Annotated in this window: 17 protein-coding genes; 10 read left to right on the top strand and 7 right to left on the bottom strand. The window is 75.2% G+C overall.

From position 1 onward, the window contains the following. Positions 1–194 precede the first annotated feature (194 nt). On the bottom strand, positions 195–1,637 hold the full coding sequence (locus BM414_RS08945) for an MFS transporter (RefSeq protein WP_093579111.1): 1,443 nt from the start codon (positions 1,635–1,637) through the stop codon (positions 195–197). Positions 1,638–1,828: 191 nt separating this feature from the next. Continuing rightward, positions 1,829–2,527 carry a M15 family metallopeptidase gene (locus BM414_RS08940; protein WP_175551510.1) on the bottom strand — a complete coding sequence of 233 codons (699 nt, stop codon included), beginning with the start codon at positions 2,525–2,527 and terminating at the stop codon, positions 1,829–1,831. 88 nt (positions 2,528–2,615) lie between these two features. On the opposite strand from BM414_RS08940, the gene BM414_RS08935 reads away from it, so the two are divergent. After that, the gene (locus tag BM414_RS08935) at positions 2,616–3,311 is read left to right on the top strand and encodes a response regulator transcription factor (protein ID WP_093579110.1); all 696 of its coding nucleotides are present in this window, start codon (positions 2,616–2,618) and stop codon (positions 3,309–3,311) included. Positions 3,312–3,321: 10 nt separating this feature from the next. After that, positions 3,322–4,407, top strand: a complete 1,086-nt coding sequence (locus BM414_RS08930; RefSeq protein ID WP_281246721.1) for a sensor histidine kinase — start codon at positions 3,322–3,324, stop codon at positions 4,405–4,407. On the opposite strand, the gene BM414_RS08925 is transcribed toward BM414_RS08930, so the two are convergent. Next, a complete protein-coding gene (locus BM414_RS08925) occupies positions 4,376–4,909 on the bottom strand; it encodes a permease (protein ID WP_093579109.1) in 534 nt (177 codons plus the stop codon). The two genes, BM414_RS08930 and BM414_RS08925, sit on opposite strands and share 32 nt — an antisense overlap. A gap of 217 nt (positions 4,910–5,126) precedes the next feature. On the opposite strand from BM414_RS08925, the gene BM414_RS08920 reads away from it, so the two are divergent. Beyond that, positions 5,127–7,763, top strand: coding sequence for a SpoIIE family protein phosphatase (locus BM414_RS08920; RefSeq protein WP_093579108.1), 2,637 nt, complete (start codon positions 5,127–5,129; stop codon positions 7,761–7,763). A gap of 66 nt (positions 7,764–7,829) precedes the next feature. Here BM414_RS08920 and BM414_RS08915 read toward each other — a convergent pair whose 3' ends face one another. Together BM414_RS08915 and BM414_RS08910 are read right to left on the bottom strand one after the other, a co-directional pair. Continuing rightward, positions 7,830–8,450, bottom strand: a complete 621-nt coding sequence (locus BM414_RS08915) for a PP2C family protein-serine/threonine phosphatase (RefSeq protein WP_093579107.1) — start codon at positions 8,448–8,450, stop codon at positions 7,830–7,832. A gap of 80 nt (positions 8,451–8,530) precedes the next feature. Continuing rightward, positions 8,531–8,956 (bottom strand): ATP-binding protein, encoded by a 426-nt coding sequence (locus BM414_RS08910; RefSeq protein WP_139245759.1) that lies wholly within the window; start codon positions 8,954–8,956, stop codon positions 8,531–8,533. 291 nt (positions 8,957–9,247) lie between these two features. On the opposite strand from BM414_RS08910, the gene BM414_RS08905 reads away from it, so the two are divergent. The 4 genes from BM414_RS08905 (at position 9,248) to BM414_RS08890 (ending at position 12,738) form a co-directional block, all read left to right on the top strand. Further along, entirely contained in the window at positions 9,248–9,742 is a 495-nt protein-coding gene (locus BM414_RS08905; RefSeq protein WP_093579105.1) for a DUF2975 domain-containing protein, read from the top strand. Next, positions 9,742–9,978, top strand: a complete 237-nt coding sequence (locus BM414_RS08900) for a helix-turn-helix domain-containing protein (protein ID WP_093579104.1) — start codon at positions 9,742–9,744, stop codon at positions 9,976–9,978. The genes BM414_RS08905 and BM414_RS08900 overlap by 1 nt, the downstream gene beginning before the upstream one ends. Beyond that, positions 9,975–11,117: an FAD-dependent oxidoreductase gene (locus BM414_RS08895; protein ID WP_093579103.1), complete on the top strand. Its 1,143-nt coding sequence runs from the start codon at positions 9,975–9,977 to the stop codon at positions 11,115–11,117. The genes BM414_RS08900 and BM414_RS08895 overlap by 4 nt, the downstream gene beginning before the upstream one ends. Before the next feature lie 103 nt (positions 11,118–11,220). Then, positions 11,221–12,738 carry a protein kinase domain-containing protein gene (locus tag BM414_RS08890; protein ID WP_139245758.1) on the top strand — a complete coding sequence of 506 codons (1,518 nt, stop codon included), beginning with the start codon at positions 11,221–11,223 and terminating at the stop codon, positions 12,736–12,738. Between the two features lie 13 nt (positions 12,739–12,751). On the opposite strand, the gene BM414_RS08885 is transcribed toward BM414_RS08890, so the two are convergent. Together BM414_RS08885 and BM414_RS08880 are read right to left on the bottom strand one after the other, a co-directional pair. Beyond that, positions 12,752–13,282: a VOC family protein gene (locus tag BM414_RS08885; RefSeq protein ID WP_093579102.1), complete on the bottom strand. Its 531-nt coding sequence runs from the start codon at positions 13,280–13,282 to the stop codon at positions 12,752–12,754. Continuing rightward, the gene (locus BM414_RS08880; RefSeq protein WP_245784594.1) at positions 13,279–13,641 is read right to left on the bottom strand and encodes a GNAT family N-acetyltransferase; all 363 of its coding nucleotides are present in this window, start codon (positions 13,639–13,641) and stop codon (positions 13,279–13,281) included. The genes BM414_RS08885 and BM414_RS08880 overlap by 4 nt, the downstream gene beginning before the upstream one ends. A 401-nt stretch (positions 13,642–14,042) precedes the next feature. Between BM414_RS08880 and BM414_RS08875 the strand changes: the two genes are divergently transcribed. The 3 genes from BM414_RS08875 to BM414_RS08865 all read left to right on the top strand — a co-directional run bounded on the left by BM414_RS08875 (position 14,043) and on the right by BM414_RS08865 (position 16,473). Beyond that, positions 14,043–14,657 carry a hypothetical protein gene (locus tag BM414_RS08875; protein ID WP_093579100.1) on the top strand — a complete coding sequence of 205 codons (615 nt, stop codon included), beginning with the start codon at positions 14,043–14,045 and terminating at the stop codon, positions 14,655–14,657. A 611-nt stretch (positions 14,658–15,268) separates the two neighbouring features. Further along, on the top strand, positions 15,269–15,550 hold the full coding sequence (locus tag BM414_RS08870) for a hypothetical protein (RefSeq protein ID WP_093579099.1): 282 nt from the start codon (positions 15,269–15,271) through the stop codon (positions 15,548–15,550). Continuing rightward, positions 15,550–16,473, top strand: a complete 924-nt coding sequence (locus tag BM414_RS08865; RefSeq protein WP_093579338.1) for a hypothetical protein — start codon at positions 15,550–15,552, stop codon at positions 16,471–16,473. Before BM414_RS08870 ends, BM414_RS08865 begins: the two co-directional genes overlap by 1 nt. The last annotated feature ends 42 nt before the right edge of the window (positions 16,474–16,515 follow it).

Below are 16,515 nucleotides of genomic sequence, written 5' to 3'. Positions count from 1 at the left end.
TCGGGTCGTCGTCGAAACAGGCCGGAGTAGGCGCCGAGCGTCATGGCCTCCGAGGCGTGCCCGAGCACCCGCCGGCCGCCTCCACGGTGGCGCAGAGGCTGCTCGCTCGGCCCGCGTCTCCGTGCTCTCCGAGGTCGCACTCACCGCTCCGGGTACGACTCGAGTCCTCCTGCGAGGTTCCGGGCGGGAGATCCTCACGGACCGGTGGACGACGCGGCAGCGACTGGAGCGGGGGCCACGGGCAGGGTGGGCACGATCCCCTCCGCGTCGCCTGCGGGCACGTCGTCCCGTGCCCTGGCATACGCCTCGCTCAGCCGCCGGTAGGCCGGGCTGGCGAACGCGGCGAGGACGACGACGAGACCGATCAGGCCGGTGACCACGAAGACCAGGGCGATGCCGCGGGTGGGGCCCGTCCCGAACCACCCGCCGATCGCTCGCGCCCCGGCGCCGTCGGTCATGAAGGGGATGACGACGAACTCCGTGAGCGGCGCCATCAGGAAGGCGGTCAGCGGCGAGGCCGCCTGCTCGACGCTCTGGGCGAAGCCGAACACCCGGCCCTGCCGCTCGTAGGGCACCACTCGCTGCAGCACGGTCTGCTCGGCGGCCTCGGCGAAGGGCATCACCGTCATGAACACCGCCATCGCCACGGTCAGCGTGAGCACCGAGGAGGCCAGCGGGAACAGCATCGTCCCGGCCCACATCGCCACGTTGACCAGCAGCAGGACCCGGATCGGGCGGCTGCCCAGACCGATGCGAGCCACCAGCAGCCCGCCGACGATCATCAGCGCGGACAGCCCGCCCCACAGCAGTCCCCACGCCTGCACCGACATCAGCGACAGGCCGTAGGGGTCCATCAGGGCCATGAAGGCGCCGCCGAGGAAGTTGTTGAAGCAGCTGAACAGGATCAGCGGCAGCAGGCCGGGTACCCCGCGGACGAGGCGGAGCGTCCCGCGCAGGTCCACGCCGGACCCGTCCGCGTCGTCCCCGCCCTCCGCGGGGGACGCCGCCCGGTCCTCCGGGACCTGCACCCGGGTGAGGTGGGCGACGGACAGCACCAGGACGGTCAGGGCCACCGCGAGGACGGCGGTCATCCCGCCGAAGGCGACCAGCAGCCCGCTGATCACCGACGTGGCCAGCATGGACAGGCCGGTCGCCGACCCGACCAGACCGTTGGCCCGGTCCCGCCGGTCCGCCGGGACCAGCAGCGTCACCAGGGTCGGCAACGCGATTATGCGGGGGTTGCCGGCGATCACGCCCAGCATGAGCAGGACGATGAAGCACCACAGCGGCAGGCTGCCCGCCGTCCGGAAGGACTCCTCCGGTGTCAGCAGGTACACGGCGAGCGCCAGCGCGTAGAGCGTGGTCGACGCCCCTGCCGAGGCCTGCAGGACGGCGTGCTTGCGGTGGTGGTCGACGAGGCTGCCGAACCAGATGCCGGTCCCGGCCGTGGCGACCAGGAAGATGCCGGCGATCATCCCGGTGGCGAACACCGACCCCGTCTCGAGGAACACCCAGAAGGTGACCGCGAACCAGACGGTGTAGTTGACGACCGACACCAGCAGGTTGTTGACCAGCAGGTGCGCGAACACCCGCTCTGGTCCCGAGCGCAGGTCGAGTGCGGGTGCCCGGTCGGCCACGGTGTCCTCCTGTCGTCGGCACCGGGTCCGCGGGCGGGTGCCTGGCGCCGGTGCGGTTCCAGAGGAGACCGTGCGAGGACGGCGCGCTCATCGGTGCCCGCAGATGTCCTCGAAGGCCTGATCCTGGGGAGCGTCTCCGAAGGCGGGTCAGGAGCCGCCGAGGCCGGGACGGGACCGGCCGGAGGCGGTGGTCACTGCTGCATCCTCGGGTCGTGCGTGGGGTCGGCGTAGGGGACGGGGCAGCCGTGGTCGACAGCTCCGGGACGCAGCTCGTAGTGCCAGGGTTCGTTGCCGTAGACCTGGCACAGCCCGTACTCGGCGCCGTGCTCGGACAGCCACGCCGTGGCATCGGAGGGCCCGACGTCGACCGCGTCCCCTGACACGTGCAGGGACGTCTCCGCCGTGGCGACCCATCGGGCGGCTTCCTCCTCCGAGCCGTACTCGGAGACGGCCTCGCGGAACAGCTGGTCCTGGTACGCCGGGGAACGCCAACCGCTGTTGACGACGAACTCGACCCCGTCGCCTGCGGCAGCCGTCGCAGCCCGGCGGAAGGCGCTCAGCAGATCGGGATCGAGGTTGGCCACGGCCGGGAACTCGCCGTCGAAGACGGTCACGCCGTCAGGGACCACGCCGTCGTCGACTGTCACGCCGCCCGGGAGCGCACGGCCGGCTCCGGCAGGTGGGAGAGGCGGGTCAGGGACGTGTCCCGCACGGCCCTGGACGTCGCCCTGCGTCGTGACGACGGACGACGTCGCCGACGGAGCCGGGGCGGCCACCGACTGGTACCCGAGGACGGCTCCGACGATCGCGGCGAGGGCCACGGTCAGGACGACGGCGGCCGTCGATCGGTCACGGCGGGCCGTCGCTCGTACCTGCTGGCTGGAGGGCATGCCGCCAGTCAAGGCAGGAGCCTGTTGTCGGCACGTATGCGTTCTTCCCTATGCCGGCGATACGTCCCGGCTCCCTAGCCTCCAGGGCATGCGCGTGCTGGTCGTCGAGGACGAACCCCTGCTGGGCGAGGCGATCCGCGAGGGGCTGCGCCTCGAAGCGATCGCCGCCGACCTCGCCGGTGACGGGAACACCGCCCTGGGGTTGCTGAGCACCAACGCCTACGACATCGCCGTGCTCGACCGCGACGTCCCCGGCCCCTCCGGTGACGAGATCGCCGAGCACATCGTCGCTTCCGGCAGCGGCATCCCGATCCTGATGCTCACCGCTGCCGACCGGCTCGACGACAAGGCATCCGGGTTCGAGCTCGGTGCCGACGACTACCTCACCAAGCCGTTCGCACTGCGGGAGCTCGTGCTCCGCCTCCGGGCACTCGACCGCAGGCGTGTCCACAACCGGCCGCCCGTGCGGGAGATCGCCGGTCTGCGCCTGGACCCGTTCCGCCGCGAGGTCCACCGCGACGGCCGCTACGTCGCGCTCACCCGCAAGCAGTTCGCCGTGCTCGAGGTCCTCGTCGCCGCCGAGGGTGGCGTCGTCAGCGCCGAAGAGCTGCTGGAGCGCGCGTGGGACGAGAACGCCGACCCCTTCACCAACGCCGTGCGCATCACCGTCTCGGCCCTGCGCAAGCGCCTCGGCGAACCCTGGGTCATCGCCACCGTGGCCGGCGTCGGGTACCGCATCGCCGCTGCTCCCGGCACCGGACGTGCGGACGGGCACCGTGGATAGGGCCCCCGGGATGAGTGTCCGCCTTCGACTCACCCTCAGCTACGCCGGCTTCATCCTGCTCGCCGGTGCCCTGCTCCTGGCGGTCGTGTGGGTGTTCCTGCTGCGGTACGTGCCCGACGCCGTGCTCATCGCCTCCGATCCCCCCGGGCGCGACCCCGGGCTCTTCGTCCCCAACCGGTCCGACCTGCTGCGCGCCTTCGCTCCGAGGGCAGCCGCGGCGTCGGCGTTCCTCCTGGTGTTCGGTCTCGCGGGAGGGTGGTTCCTCGCCGGCCGGATGCTCGCCCCGCTGGCCCGCATCACGGACGCCACCCGCATGGCCGCGAGCGGGTCGCTCTCCCACCGGATCCGGCTCCCGGGCCGCGAGGACGAGTTCCGCGAGCTCGCCGACGCCTTCGACGGCATGCTCGCGCGGCTCGAGGCGCACGTCGCCGAACAGCGGAGGTTCGCGGCCAACGCCTCCCACGAGCTGCGGACGCCGCTGACGGTCACGCAGACGCTCCTCGACGTGGCCCGCAGGGACCCGGACCGGGACACCGGCCAACTCGTCGACCGGCTCCACGCCGTCAACACCTGGGCGATCGACCTCACCGAAGCGCTGCTCCTGCTCACCCGCGCCGACCAGCGGTCCTTTCCGCGTGGGCACGTCGACCTGTCACTCGTGGCGGAAGAGGCGACCGAGACGCTCCTCCCCCTCGCGGAAGGGCGGGGCCTCACCATCGAGACCTCCGGGGACATCGCCCCCACGATGGGCTCCCACCCGCTCCTGCTGCAGATGACGACGAACCTCCTGCACAACGCGATCGTCCACAACTTCCCTGGCCAGGGCGCCGTGTGGGTCAGGACGGGCGCCCGGGGCCGGAGCGTGACGCTCACCGTGGGGAACACCGGGGAGGAGCTCGCTCCTCGGCTGGTCTCCACGCTCGCCGAACCGTTCCGGCGCGGCACCGGACGCATCCACGCCGACCACGTCGGTGTGGGCCTCGGCCTGGCGATCGTCACGAGCATCACCGAAGCGCACGACGGGACCCTCACGGTCACCCCCCGGGCCGGTGACGGCCTCATCGTCACGGTGCAGCTACCTGCCGCGCCGAGCTGACCGAGCACTCCGAGGCGTTGCCGTTCCGACCTCCCGCTCGAGCGCCGAGCGTCAGTCGGGGCCGAGGGGGTGGAGGGAGTCGTGACAGCAGGAAGGTCAGCGCGGGAGCGGGGGCGACGCCGCGGCGCACGAGGCTGCCGGCCACCGGGACCGAGGCGCACTCGCAGCCGGGCAGCACCGCGCCGCTGAGGCCGGCCACCGGCACTGCCATCCCGGCCCGCCGGGGCAGCGCCCGCTCGAAGAAGTCCGCCGGCACGAACGCGGTGATCGCCGCCGACAGCAGCACCCCGAGCACGAGGAACGGCAGCGCCTGCAGGCAGACGGCGACGAACACCGTCGACCAGGCCTGCAGCACCAGCGCGGTGAACAGGCCGGGCGTCAGGACGCGCAGCGCGACGACGACCAGGAGCAGGACGACCAGGACGTCGGTGGGCAGCACCCTGCGGCGTGGCGGGCCGGCGAGAGGCGGGGCGGTCCCCGTGATGGTGGGCGGTCCGGTCACGGGGCGCCATCCTGCCGTCCCCGGCCGTGCCCGGGAGCCGCGCGGCACGCCGCGGGTGCGTGCCGGTCGCAGAGCCGAGCGCCACGGCTCCTCGTGCCCGCGACCACGCCCGCCGCTCACCGTGCGGGGTGGTGGATCATCGGTCCATCGAGGACCCCAGCGGTGTCGTCGTCCGTCGCCCGGGTGGAGGCGGCGTCGGCCGGTCCGGACCGTGCCGATGAGGGGGAGGTGCCGGTTGGAGGGCGATGCGACCGGTGCCGGTGGCCCGCCGAGGGTGGGTCTCCGTCCCTCGTCGTCCGCCGCCGCGGCGGGCCGGCGGTTCGCACGGGGTCTCCGCACCCCGTCGGGGTCGGGGAACGGCTCCGCGCTCGACCGGATCACCGGGCTGGCGGCTCGCCTGATGGGGGCGTCGGCATCGCAGGTGTCGCTGCTGTCCGACGTGCAGACCATCGCCGGGGGAGCCGGGCTGGCGCCGTCCGCGGTGGGCAGCGAGGGGCCGCTCGCGGACTCCCTCTGCACGGTCACCGCCGACCTCGGCGGGCCACTGGTGGTGACGGACGCCGCCTGCGACGACAGGGTCCGGGGTCTGCCACCGGTCACCTCGGGTGCGGTCGGGGCCTACCTGGGCGTGCCCCTCGCGGGGGACGACGGCCTGCCGTTCGGGGCGCTGTGCGTCTTCGATCCCGTGCCGCGCACCTGGTCGCCGTCCGACGTGGCGGTGCTCGAGGAGCTCGCCCGGGCAGTCGTCGCGGAGCTGGAGCTGGCGGCGCTGAGCGCGGACCGCCGAGCGGACCGGGCGCGCTGGGAGCTGGCGGCCGTGGCCGGGGGAGTGGGGACGTTCGACCTGGACCCGGCGACGGGCGCCCTGGTCCTCGACGACCGGCTGCTCGAGCTGTCCGATCTCGACCGGGACTCGTTCAGCGGACGGTCCGAGGACGTGTACGCCCACGTCCACCCCGACGACGTCGGTGACGTCGCCGCCCGTGTCGGACACGCTCTCGCGACGGCCGGCTCGTACGAGGCCGAGTACCGCATCGTCCTCGCCGACGGCAGGCACCGCTGGGTCGCCGCCCGCGGCCGGGTCGTCGAGGACGGCGGTGCGCCGCGGCTGGTCGGCGTCGCACACGACACCACGGCGCAGCGCGAGCCGATGCAGCGGACGGCGGAGCTCCTGGAGGGGCTGGCCGTGGCGTTCATCGCGATGGACACCGACTGGGTGATGACCCACGTCAACGCCGAGGCGGAGCGCATCGCCGGCCACGGCCGGTCCCGGCTGCTGGGCCGCAGCCTGTGGGAGGCCTTCCCGGCCACCGTGGGCACGGCGTTCGAGGACAACTACCGCCGCGCCGCCGCCACCGGTCAGCCGGTCGTCTTCGACGCCCACTACCCCGCACCGCTGGACGTGTGGGTGGAGGTCCGGGCGGTCCCCGGGCCACACGGGATCGCCCTGTACTTCCTCGACATCACCGAGCGGGTGCGGCTGCAGCGGCGCAGCGAGCTGCTCGGCCAGGTCACCGCCGAGCTGACCGGCACCCTCGACGCGGAGGACGCGGTCGCCCGCCTGGCGCGCCTGGCGGTCCCCGAGCTCGCCGACTGGTGCCTGGTGACCCTCGTGGGGGACGAGCCGCACCACGGCTTCCGGCGGGGTCTGCGGGACGTCGGCTGGTGGCACACCGACCCCGGCCTGCTCCCGGTGGTCGAGGCCTACGCCCGCGAGCGCATCCCCGCGCTCACGGACACGTCCTTCGTCGCCCGGGCGCTGGGCACCGGCCGGCCCGTCGTCATCGAGGAGGAGGCCACCGCCCGCATCCGTGAGGTCCTCGTCCCGGGCCCGGCGCACGAGCTGCTCGAGCGGTTGTCGCCGTCCTCGTTCGCCGTGGTCCCGCTGCGCGGGCGCGGGCGCACGGTGGGTCTCCTCAGCCTCTTCAACGGCCCGGCCCGGGGGGCGATCTCCGCCGAGGCCCTGGCCACGGTCGCGGACATCGCCGCCCGTGCGGGCCTGGCGCTGGACAACGCGCGGCTGTACCGCCAGCAGCGCCAGCTGGCCGAGGGACTGCAGCGGTCGCTGCTGACCGCGCCCGCGCAGCCCGACCACGTGCAGGTCGTCGTCCGCTACACGCCGGCGGCGGAGACCGCACAGGTCGGCGGCGACTGGCACGACGCCTTCCTGCAGCCCAGCGGCAGCATGATCGTCACCGTCGGCGACGTGCTGGGGCACAACACCGAGGCCGCCGCGGCGATGGGGCAGATCCGGTCGATGCTGCGGGCCATCGCGGTGACCACGGGCGCCGGTCCCGCGGAGATCCTGCGCCGCGTCGACGAGGCGATGACCACGCTGCAGGTGGACACCACCGCCACCGCGGTGGTCGTCCGGCTGCAGCAGACCGAGGACGAGGCCGCCCGCGGCGTCACCGAGGTGCACTGGTCCAACGCCGGCCATCCGCCGCCGATGGTCATCAACCCGGACGGCACGGTGCTGCCCCTGAACGGCATCCGGCCGGAGCTGCTCCTGGGCGTCGACGACACCGCGCGGCGAAGCGAGTTCGCGGTCACCCTCGACCGGGACGCGACGCTGGTCCTGTACACCGACGGGCTCATCGAACGACGTGACCAACACCTCGACGACGGCCTCGACCGTCTGCACCGGTCCCTCGAGGAGCTCGCCGGCCGTGACCTCGACGAGCTGTGCGACGAGCTCCTGGCCCGGATGCTGCAGGGCGGATCCGACGACGACGTCGCTCTCGTCGCGGTCCGCCTGCACCGCCAGGACAGGCCCCGGCCCGTGGAGGCCGGGCCCAACCGCATCCCGGACGACGTCGCCGACAGCCCGGACGTCATCCCCCAGCCCGACTGAACGGGACGGGCCCACGACACGGGACGACCGGCTCGGCGCGGACCGGCGACGTCGGGGGCGGGCCGGTCAGATCTGCGGGCGCCGCTCGCCGCCGGTGCGCCACTCGAGCACGACGATGCCGGCGTCGTCCTGGAGGTGGTCGGCCTGGTGGGCCAGGACCTGGCGCATGAGCCGGCGCACGGTCTCCGGGGCCGGGTCGCCCGCAGCGGTGGCCCGGTGGATGACGTGGACCAGGCGCTCCTCGCCGAAGAACTCCCCCTCGGGCGACCGGGCCTCGACGATGCCGTCGGTGTGGAAGACCACCCGGTCCCCCTCGTGCAGCTGCGTCTCGCAGACCTCGGGCTTGCGCACCTGCAGTCCGAGCGGCGGATGCGGCTTGCAGCGGCCGGGGTGCAGGAGCGCGCCGTCGCGGACGATGACCGGGTCGGGGTGGCCGGCGTCGACCCAGCGCAGCTGCCCGGTGTCCAGGTGCAGGCGGGCGATGGCCGCGGTGGGGAAGCGGCTGTCGGAGAGCTGGCTCGCGACGTCGTTCACCACGGCCGCGACGTCGGGGAGGTCGTGCTCCTCCCGGCGGGCGTGGCGGTAGGCGCCGACCGCCGTGGCGGCCAGGACCGCGGCAGGATGTCCCGCAACAGCGCCCGGAGCGGGTCGCTGCTGGGGGAGCCGGAGGAGGTCACGCCGGACCATGATCCCAGGACGGTGCGGCGCCGCCCGCGGACCTCCCGCCGGCCGGTGGCGCGGACCTGGTCAGGGACGGGCGGGCACGCTCACCGGGCCGGGAGGCAGGCCCAGACGTGCTTGCGGCCGTCGAGCACCTCCCACCCGCGCGCGGTGGTGAGGTGCGCGACCAGGTGCAGGCCCATGCCGCCGAGGGCGGGATCCCGGCCCACGGCGGGCTCCGGCCCTCGCTCGGGGTCGGCGTCGCTGACGTCGATCAGCACACCCTCGGCGGTCCGGGCGGCGTGCACGCGGACCGGCCCGCCGCCGTGCCGGAGGCCGTTGGCGGCCAGCTCGTCCACCGCGAGCAGCAGTCCGTCGAGGAGGTCCTCGTCCGCCTCCGGCGCGTTGGCGGGCAGCCAGGACCGCAGCCGGGACCGGATCGTCCGCAGCTGCCTCGCGTCGGTGATCTCGGCTTCGTAAGGGGGCCCCGTCGTCGCGGGACGGGACCGTCGCGGCCAGCTGTCGGGTTGCATGTCCTCGTTCCGGTCGGCGTCGTCCGCCCCTGGGGTGCCCACCCGGCACGGACGCCAACCGGAGCGGCGTCGTGGCCGGTGCCCGGCCGGTACCAGGGGCGTGGCGCGTTCCGTCGGCCGACGGAGTCACGGTCGTGGCAAGCGAGTCCGCCGGGTGGACGGGCAAGACCTCGGGGTCGGGAGCGGCGAACGGGCGCCGGCGCCTCCCGACCCGTCCTGACAGACCGACGGCGTCTCGTACGTCGACAACTGTCGATTGACTCTCGATAGATGCCGCGCGAGAGTCGTTGCATGTCACGTGTGCACCGTGTGGTGCTGCCCCTCCGGGTCCTGCTCGTGGTGGTGTTCGCGGCGTTGACCGCCGCCGAGGTCTGGGCCGTGCCCGGCCTGGTCCCCGACATCGCCGAGCCGTCGACGGAGCAGCTGGTCGTGCAGTGGGTCATGCACGCGGTCCTGGTGCTGGCGCTGGGCTGCGTGCAGGCGGTCATCGTCTGCACCTGGCAGCTGCTCACCCTGGTCACCACCGACCGGATCTTCAGCGCGAGCTCCCTGCCGTGGGTCAACGCCATCGTGTCGGCGATGGCGGTCGGGTGGGTGGTGCTCCTGGGCGCCTTCGTCTGCTCCTACTACTTCGTCATCGACGAGGTCAGCGACGACCCGGTGCTCCCCGGACTGCTGCTCGTGCTGCTGCTGGTCGGCGCCGTGGCGGGGCTGCTCATGGTGGTCATGCGGGCGCTGCTGCGGCAGGCCACGACGCTGCGCACCGACATGGAAGCGGTCATCTGATGCCGATCGTCGTGCGCATCGACGTCGAGCTGGCCCGCCGCAAGATGAGCGTCGGCGAGTTCGCCGAGCGGGTCGGCCTCACGCCGGCCAACGTGGCGGTGCTCAAGAACGGCCGCGCGAAGGCGGTCCGCTTCAGCACGCTGGAGGCCATGTGCCGGGTGCTCGGCTGCCAGCCCGGCGACCTGCTCGAGTACGTCGAGGACGACGTCGACGCGCCGCAGCCCTCCCGCCGGTGAGCCGCACCGCGAGCGCCGACGTCCTGGTGGTGGGCGCCGGGCTGGCCGGCCTGCACACCGCGACGTTGCTCGCCCGGCGCGGCCACGACGTGCTGCTGGCCGACCGGCGCCGGCGCCTGGACGGCGCCATCCGCACCACGGGGATCTTCGTCCGCAAGACCCTCGACGACTTCGCGCTGCCGCCGGAGTGCCTCGGGCCGCCGATCCGCCGGGTGGTCCTCTACCCGCCCGGCCTGCGCCGCCCGGTGACCCTGGACAGCGACCGGGACGAGTACCGGGTGGGCGACATGGGGCCGCTGTACCTGGCCGCGGCCCGCGAGGCGGCCGACGCCGGCGTGCGGCTCGCGCTCGGCACGCGCTACGCCGGCCGGGCGGGCGGCGCCTCGCTGCTCACCGGCCCGGACGGCGCGACGCGGGTGCGGGCGCGGTTCGTCGTCGGCGCCGACGGCGCGCGCTCGGCCGTCGCCCGCGACCTCGGGCTCGACCGCAACACCGCCCTGCTGGTCGGCGCGGAGGAGGTATCCGCCGTCGGCCCGGGGGAGGGGCCTCCGACGTTCCACTGCGTCCTGGACCCCTCGCTCGCCCCCGGCTACCTGGCCTGGGTGGTCGACGACGGGCGGCACGCCCACGTCGGCGTGGCCGGGTACGCCTCCCGCTACCCCGACGGGATGCGCGCGGCACTGCGCCGGTTCGCCGCCTCGGCGCCGGGGCTGCGCGGCGCCGCCCGCTCCGGGGAGGTCGAGCGGCGCGGCGGCCCGATCCCGGTGGGCGGCCTGCTGCGGCGGATCAGCTGCCCCGACGGGCTCCTCGTCGGGGACGCGGCGGGCGCCGTCTCGCCCCTGACCGCCGGCGGCCTCGACCCCTGCCTGCGGCTGTCGCGGCACGCCGCCGACGTCCTCGACGACGCCCTGCGGACCTCCCGCCCCGAGGGGCTGCGGCACCACGACGGCGCCGCGCTGCGCCGGCAGTTCCGCGGGCGGCTGCTGCTGCGCGGCGGACTGGCCCAGGTGCGCACGCCCGCCATGGCGACGGCGGCGTTCGCGCTGCTGCGCACCCCGCCCGGCCGGGCCGCCGCCCGCCGCGTCCTGTTCGGCGACCGGTCCTTCCCCGACCCCCATCCCGACCCCGCCGTCGCCTGATCCGGTCGTGCCCCTCCGTCGCGCGGTGGCGGGCGCTTGGTTTCCTGGTACCGGACGCGGACGGCCACGGAGCCGGCCGCCGGAGGCCGCGGAAGGGGGACCGGTGGACCCGACGAGCGAGCTCCTGGGCGGCCGCTACCGGCTGGAGTCGGTAATCGCCAGCGGCGGCATGGGCCGGGTGTGGCGGGCGACCGACACGCTGCTGGAGCGCACCGTCGCGGTGAAGGTCCTGCGCAGCGAGTACACCGGTGACCCCTCCTTCCTGCAGCGCTTCCGCGCGGAGGCGCGGCACGCGGCGCTGCTCAACGACCCCCACATCGCCGCCGTCCACGACTACGGCGAGACCGTCGGCCCCGGCGGCGAGCCGCTGGCCTACCTCGTCATGGAGCTCGTGGCCGGGGAGTCGCTGTCTGACCTGCTGGCCCGCGTCGGCCGGCTCGACGTGCCGACCACGCTCGACCTGCTGCGCCAGACCGCGTCCGCGCTCGCCGCCGCGCACGCCGCCGGCGTGGTCCACCGCGACGTCAAGCCCGGCAACGTGCTGGTCGCCCCGGACGGCATCGTCAAGATCACCGACTTCGGGATCGCCTGGTCCGCCTCGAGCGTCCCGCTGACCGGGACCGGCCAGGTGATCGGCACCGCCCACTACCTCTCCCCCGAGCAGGCGAAGGGCGCCAAGGCGTCCCCGGCCAGCGACGTCTACGCCTTGGGTGTCGTCGCCTACGAGTGCCTCTCCGGGCGGCGGCCCTTCGACGGCGAGAGCTCGGTCCAGGTGGCCCTCATGCAGATCCAGGACGAGCCGCCGCCGCTGCCGCCGGACGTGCCGGCCGACGTCCGCGCGCTCGTGGAGCGGGCCATGGTCAAGGACCCGGGGGTCCGGTACCCCGACGGCGCTGCGCTCCGCGACGCCGTCGACGGGGTCCTCCGGCACCCGTCGGCCGCTCCGGGCGCCCGGCACGACACCGTCGTCCTCCCCGCGGCCGCGCCGGCGCACACCGCCGTCCTGCCCGCGCCCGCGCCGGTGCCGGCACCGGACACCCCCGCTCCCGGAGCTCCCGGGCGGACCCGTCGCGGAGCCGTCCTCGCCGGGCTCCTCGCCCCGCTCGCCCTCGCCGTGGTCGGCGTGGTGCTGGCGCTGACGAGCGGGGACCCGGAGGGCACCACGGCGTCCCCGACGACGACGTCGAGCCCGGCACCGTCCTCGGCCGCGACCACGGCCCCGACCCCGGTCCCCACGTCGTCGCCGGCCCCGACGCCGACCGGGCCGGTGCCGGTCGACGTCGTGGCGGCCGACCTGGTCGGGCGCCCGCTCGCCGACGTCCAGGCTGCGCTGACCGGGCTGGGCCTGCTGGTGCAGCCGCAGCCGGTCGTCACGGGCGAGGTCCCCGCGGACCAGGTGACCGCGGTCGCCCCCGAGGGGGCCGTCCTCCCGGGACGGACGGTGACCGTCACCTATGCGGTCGCGCCCCCGGCCGACGACGACCCGGGCGGGGACGACGGCGGGGACGACGACGGCGGCGGGAACGGCGACGAGGGCAACCAGGGCAACGGCAACGGCAACGGCAATGGCAACGGCAACGGCGGGAACGGGAACGGCAACGGGCGCGGCGGCGACGACTGACCGCCCCCGAGGGTCAGAGCACGGTGGAGCCGTACATCTCTCCGAGCGGGTCGGCGATCAGCTCGATGCGGGCGCCGTCGGGGTCGCGGAAGTAGACCGAGACGCCGCTGTGCACCACGTGCTCCACCCCGGCGTCGGTGAGCCGCTGCACCAGCTCGTGCCAGCGCCCGGGCTCGACGCTGATGGCCATGTGGTGCAGGCCGCCCAGCACCTCGGCGTAGGGGCCGACGTCCAGGCCGGGGAAGTCGAAGTACGCCAGCAGGTTGCCGTTGCCGATGTCGAAGAAGAAGTGCGAGGAGCCGGGGTAGTCGCGGTTCTCGATGAGCTCGGTCAGCGGGAAACCGAGCAGGTCCTGGAAGAAGCGGACGGTCCGCTCGACGTCGCTGCTGATCAGCGCGGTGTGGTGCAGACCGCGGGCGGTCGAGGGCGGGCGCTCGCCGGCCGGCTTGAGGTGCGCGGCGCGGATGCGGGCGCGCTCGGCCTCCAGGGCCGCGGTGTCTCGGGTCTCGGTGTCTCGGGTCTCGGTGTCTCGGGTCTCGGTCATCTCGGGACTTCCCTCGGGTCGGGGGTCGGCTGGTCGGCGGCCGGGGCGAGTCCGAACTGCGCCCGGCGCCGCGCGGGGACGAGGTCGAGGTACGCGGGGTGCCGCTCGACGTAGCCGCGGATGAACGGGCAGAACGGCAGGACGGCCAGCCCCGCCTCCCGGGTGGCGTCCAGGGCACCCCGCGCGAGCACGGAGCCCAGGCCGCGTCCCTCGAACCCCGGGTCGACGACGGTGTGCGTGAACGACACCGACGACGACGTCCGCCGGTACTCCGCGAACCCGGCCACCCGGCCGTCCACGAGGACCTCGAAGCGGCTCGCCGCCGGGGCGTCGACGACCACCGGTGCACTCTCGGTCACGGGCCTCCTCCGATCGTCCCGGGAGATGATCCCGCATCCCGCCCGGGTGCGGATCCCGTCCCGGCACGGCCGAGGTAGGGCGGACGACCCGGGCTGTCCGCCGCGGACGCGCCGGTGGGGTTGAGCCGAACCGGCGTCATCGTGCGGTTTCGGCAGATCCACACGCCCGCGGAAGCGCGGAACGGTCGACATGTGGGCGGTTGGAGGAGCAGGTCACCGACCCGGTCGGTGGGCTTCGCAACGATCCGAACACGCCGTGTCCCGCGAGCGATCCACGGCGGCGTCCGGCGCGGCGCGCGGCCATACCTTTCCTCCACCCGCACCGCCCTCACCCGGCGGGCGCGGGCGCCGTCGCACTTCCCCGGCGACGGCCCCATGGACGGGACGAGACGGTGGGACCAGTGGCACTCCGCAGCAGCAGTGAGATCAGGGTCGGCAACCAGGCATGCCTGGGCTGGTGGCTCGTCGTCGACGACGGGCAGGGCCGCGACCGGCTCGTCGACGGGCCGTTCGCCGACCGGTCGGAGGCCGCCTGGGCGGCCGTCGTGCACACCGAGGAGGTGCGGCCGGTCCACGGCGTCCGCCGGCCCGACGGCAGCCTGCACCGCCGTCCCTCGCCGCAGGAGCTGGCCTGGCTCGGCCACCTCGGCGACCAGCTCGACCGGCTGCCCGCGGACTGGGACGCCGGGCTGACCGACGAGGACCCCTTGGCCACCCTCGTCGTCGAGGTCACCGCCGCGCTGACCGAGGCCGGCCTGCCCCTGTGGGACGCCGCCGGCGACGGCGCCGCGCTCGGGGGCGCCTGCGTGACGGCCGAGCCCGGCCTCGACGGCGTCGTCGTGGGCTGGCGCCAGCACGACCGGATGAGCGTCGAGCAGGTCCACGGCCTGGTCGCCGACATCTCCGTGCAGGCCGTCATGAACCGCGCCGTGGCCGACGTGCTCTGGCTGCGCGGCCTGGACGTCACGCCCCTCGGCGAGGAGGCCGGCGGCCACGTCGTCCGCTACGCCGAGTAGGACCACCCCGCAGGGCTCCACGCCCCACACGTCTCCCGGGACGCCGTCGACACCGACGGCGTCCCGGTGTCGTTCCCGCAGGACTCCTCCGGACGTCGGACCCCGTGACCGGCTCGGCGCCGACCCGACCCCGGGGACGGAGGCGGACGTGCCGCAGGCCGGGTCCACCGGGGGACGGCACGAGGAGGGGCACCGCGACGGGTCGCTGCGGCCCCGCGGCCGCGTCGCCGGCGGGTACCGGGAGGGTCCCGCCTCGACGGGACGGTGCTGCGCCCCGGCCGGTCCGACCGCGGCCGCGCGACCGGCGAGCGGACCGCGTACGACCGGGCCGGCGCGCCGTACCGGACACGACGCGGGGCCGGGACCGCCGACACGCCGCCGTCCGGGACGACCGTGCGGCAGCGGGCGCGCTCCACGCGGGGGAGTGCACCGCGAGTCGACAAGACGGTGCCCGGTGGACCGGGTCACACGCCCCTGACCAGGGCGGACACAACGATCGCGTGACGCCGCCGCCCGGGGCGCCGCCACGGGGGCCTCCGCGGGGTGTGCCGGCCCGATGCTCTGCGTGTCCCCGGCACTTCCCCCGCCGGGACGACGTCCTGGAGGAACCCGTGAGCGCCCCCACCCTGCCGGCTCCCCGCCGGCCGATCCCGTCCACACCGGCCCGGGCCGCAGCCCCGGAGGCCGCCGGGGACGGACTCGGCATCGCCGACCTGGTCGACCTGCTCGGTCTCGACCTCGACCGCCTGCTCCTCGACACCGCGGAGGAGGACGAGGCGGCCGCGGCCGCGGCCGCCCGCGAGCCCGTCGACCCGGTGGCGGTCGTGCGCGGCTGGGTGCGACGGGCGGCAAACTGGGGCTCCGGTCCGCAGCGGTCCTGGTGCGCCTGGTGATGGCCGCCCTCCTGCTCTGGCCGGCCGTCGTCGTCGCGGGCTTCCTCGCGGTGGCCGTGCTGGTCGTCGTCCTCGGCCGCAGCTCGACGGCCCGCTACGAGTTCGAGCGCAACGCCGCGCGCCGGCCGCAGCCGGCCGGCGCGCCGACGCCGGCCGCGGTCGAGGTCCGCGACGCCGCCCCCGCCTGCGCCGACGTCCCGGTGCCGGCCAGCCCGGCCGCCGGCCCCGAGGCCGCGGAGGGCGCCGTCGCGACGGCGACCCCGGCGCGCACCGCCGTCGGGCTGGCCACCCACCCCGCGGGGCGGCGCCTCCCCGGCGCCGGGGCGCCGACGGCGTGGTGGCTGGTCGACGGGACCGGGGACCGGCCGGAGGCCCTGGCCGGGCCGTTCGCCGACCGGGTGGAGGCCGACTGGGCGGCCGTGTCGTGCGACCTCGACGGCGCGGTCCGCACCGTCCACGGCGTGCTGACCGAGGACGGCTCGGTCTCCCGTCGGCCCTCGCCGCAGGACCGGGCGTGGCTGGCCGGTCTCGGCACGCAGCTCGACCGGCTGTCCGAGGACTGGGACGAACTGCTCACCGACGAGGACGCGCTCACCACGCTGGTCGTGGAGGTCGCCGCCGCGCTGGTCGAGTCCGGCCTGACGCTGCACGACTGCTCGGGCGCCGACCCGGAGGCCGCGGCGGCCGGCGGGGTGTGCCTGACGCCGGAGACCTCGTACGGCGGGGTCCTGGTGAGCTGGCGCCAGCACGACCGGATGAGCCTGCAGCAGGTGCGCGGCGCCGCGCTGGACACGTCGGTGCAGCGGACCATGAACGCGCTGCTCGCCGACCTGCTCGCGCAGTTCGGGTTCGTCGTGGACCCGTTCGGCGAGGAGGGCTGCTCCCTGGTCACCGCGATCCGGACCCACCCGGTCGGGGGGTAGCGGGGGCATCGCGGATCGAGCCCGTCCGCGATCGTGCCGACT

This window comes from Geodermatophilus amargosae, from assembly GCF_900116515.1.
In the GTDB taxonomy this organism is placed as follows: domain Bacteria; phylum Actinomycetota; class Actinomycetes; order Mycobacteriales; family Geodermatophilaceae; genus Geodermatophilus; species Geodermatophilus amargosae.
Note: the sequence above shows the minus strand (reverse complement) of the source record. Positions and strands in the feature narration are given on the sequence as shown.

Coding starts and splice junctions, on each gene's coding strand:
- BM414_RS08940 (WP_175551510.1), bottom strand. CDS start 2,527: ATGCCCTCCAGCCAGCAGGTACGAGCGACGGCCCGCCGTGACCGATCG.
- BM414_RS08935 (WP_093579110.1), top strand. CDS start 2,616: ATGCGCGTGCTGGTCGTCGAGGACGAACCCCTGCTGGGCGAGGCGATC.
- BM414_RS08930 (WP_281246721.1), top strand. CDS start 3,322: ATGAGTGTCCGCCTTCGACTCACCCTCAGCTACGCCGGCTTCATCCTG.
- BM414_RS08920 (WP_093579108.1), top strand. CDS start 5,127: ATGAGGGGGAGGTGCCGGTTGGAGGGCGATGCGACCGGTGCCGGTGGC.
- BM414_RS08915 (WP_093579107.1), bottom strand. CDS start 8,450: ATGGTCCGGCGTGACCTCCTCCGGCTCCCCCAGCAGCGACCCGCTCCG.
- BM414_RS08910 (WP_139245759.1), bottom strand. CDS start 8,956: ATGCAACCCGACAGCTGGCCGCGACGGTCCCGTCCCGCGACGACGGGG.
- BM414_RS08905 (WP_093579105.1), top strand. CDS start 9,248: ATGTCACGTGTGCACCGTGTGGTGCTGCCCCTCCGGGTCCTGCTCGTG.
- BM414_RS08900 (WP_093579104.1), top strand. CDS start 9,742: ATGCCGATCGTCGTGCGCATCGACGTCGAGCTGGCCCGCCGCAAGATG.
- BM414_RS08885 (WP_093579102.1), bottom strand. CDS start 13,282: ATGACCGAGACCCGAGACACCGAGACCCGAGACACCGAGACCCGAGAC.
- BM414_RS08865 (WP_093579338.1), top strand. CDS start 15,550: ATGGCCGCCCTCCTGCTCTGGCCGGCCGTCGTCGTCGCGGGCTTCCTC.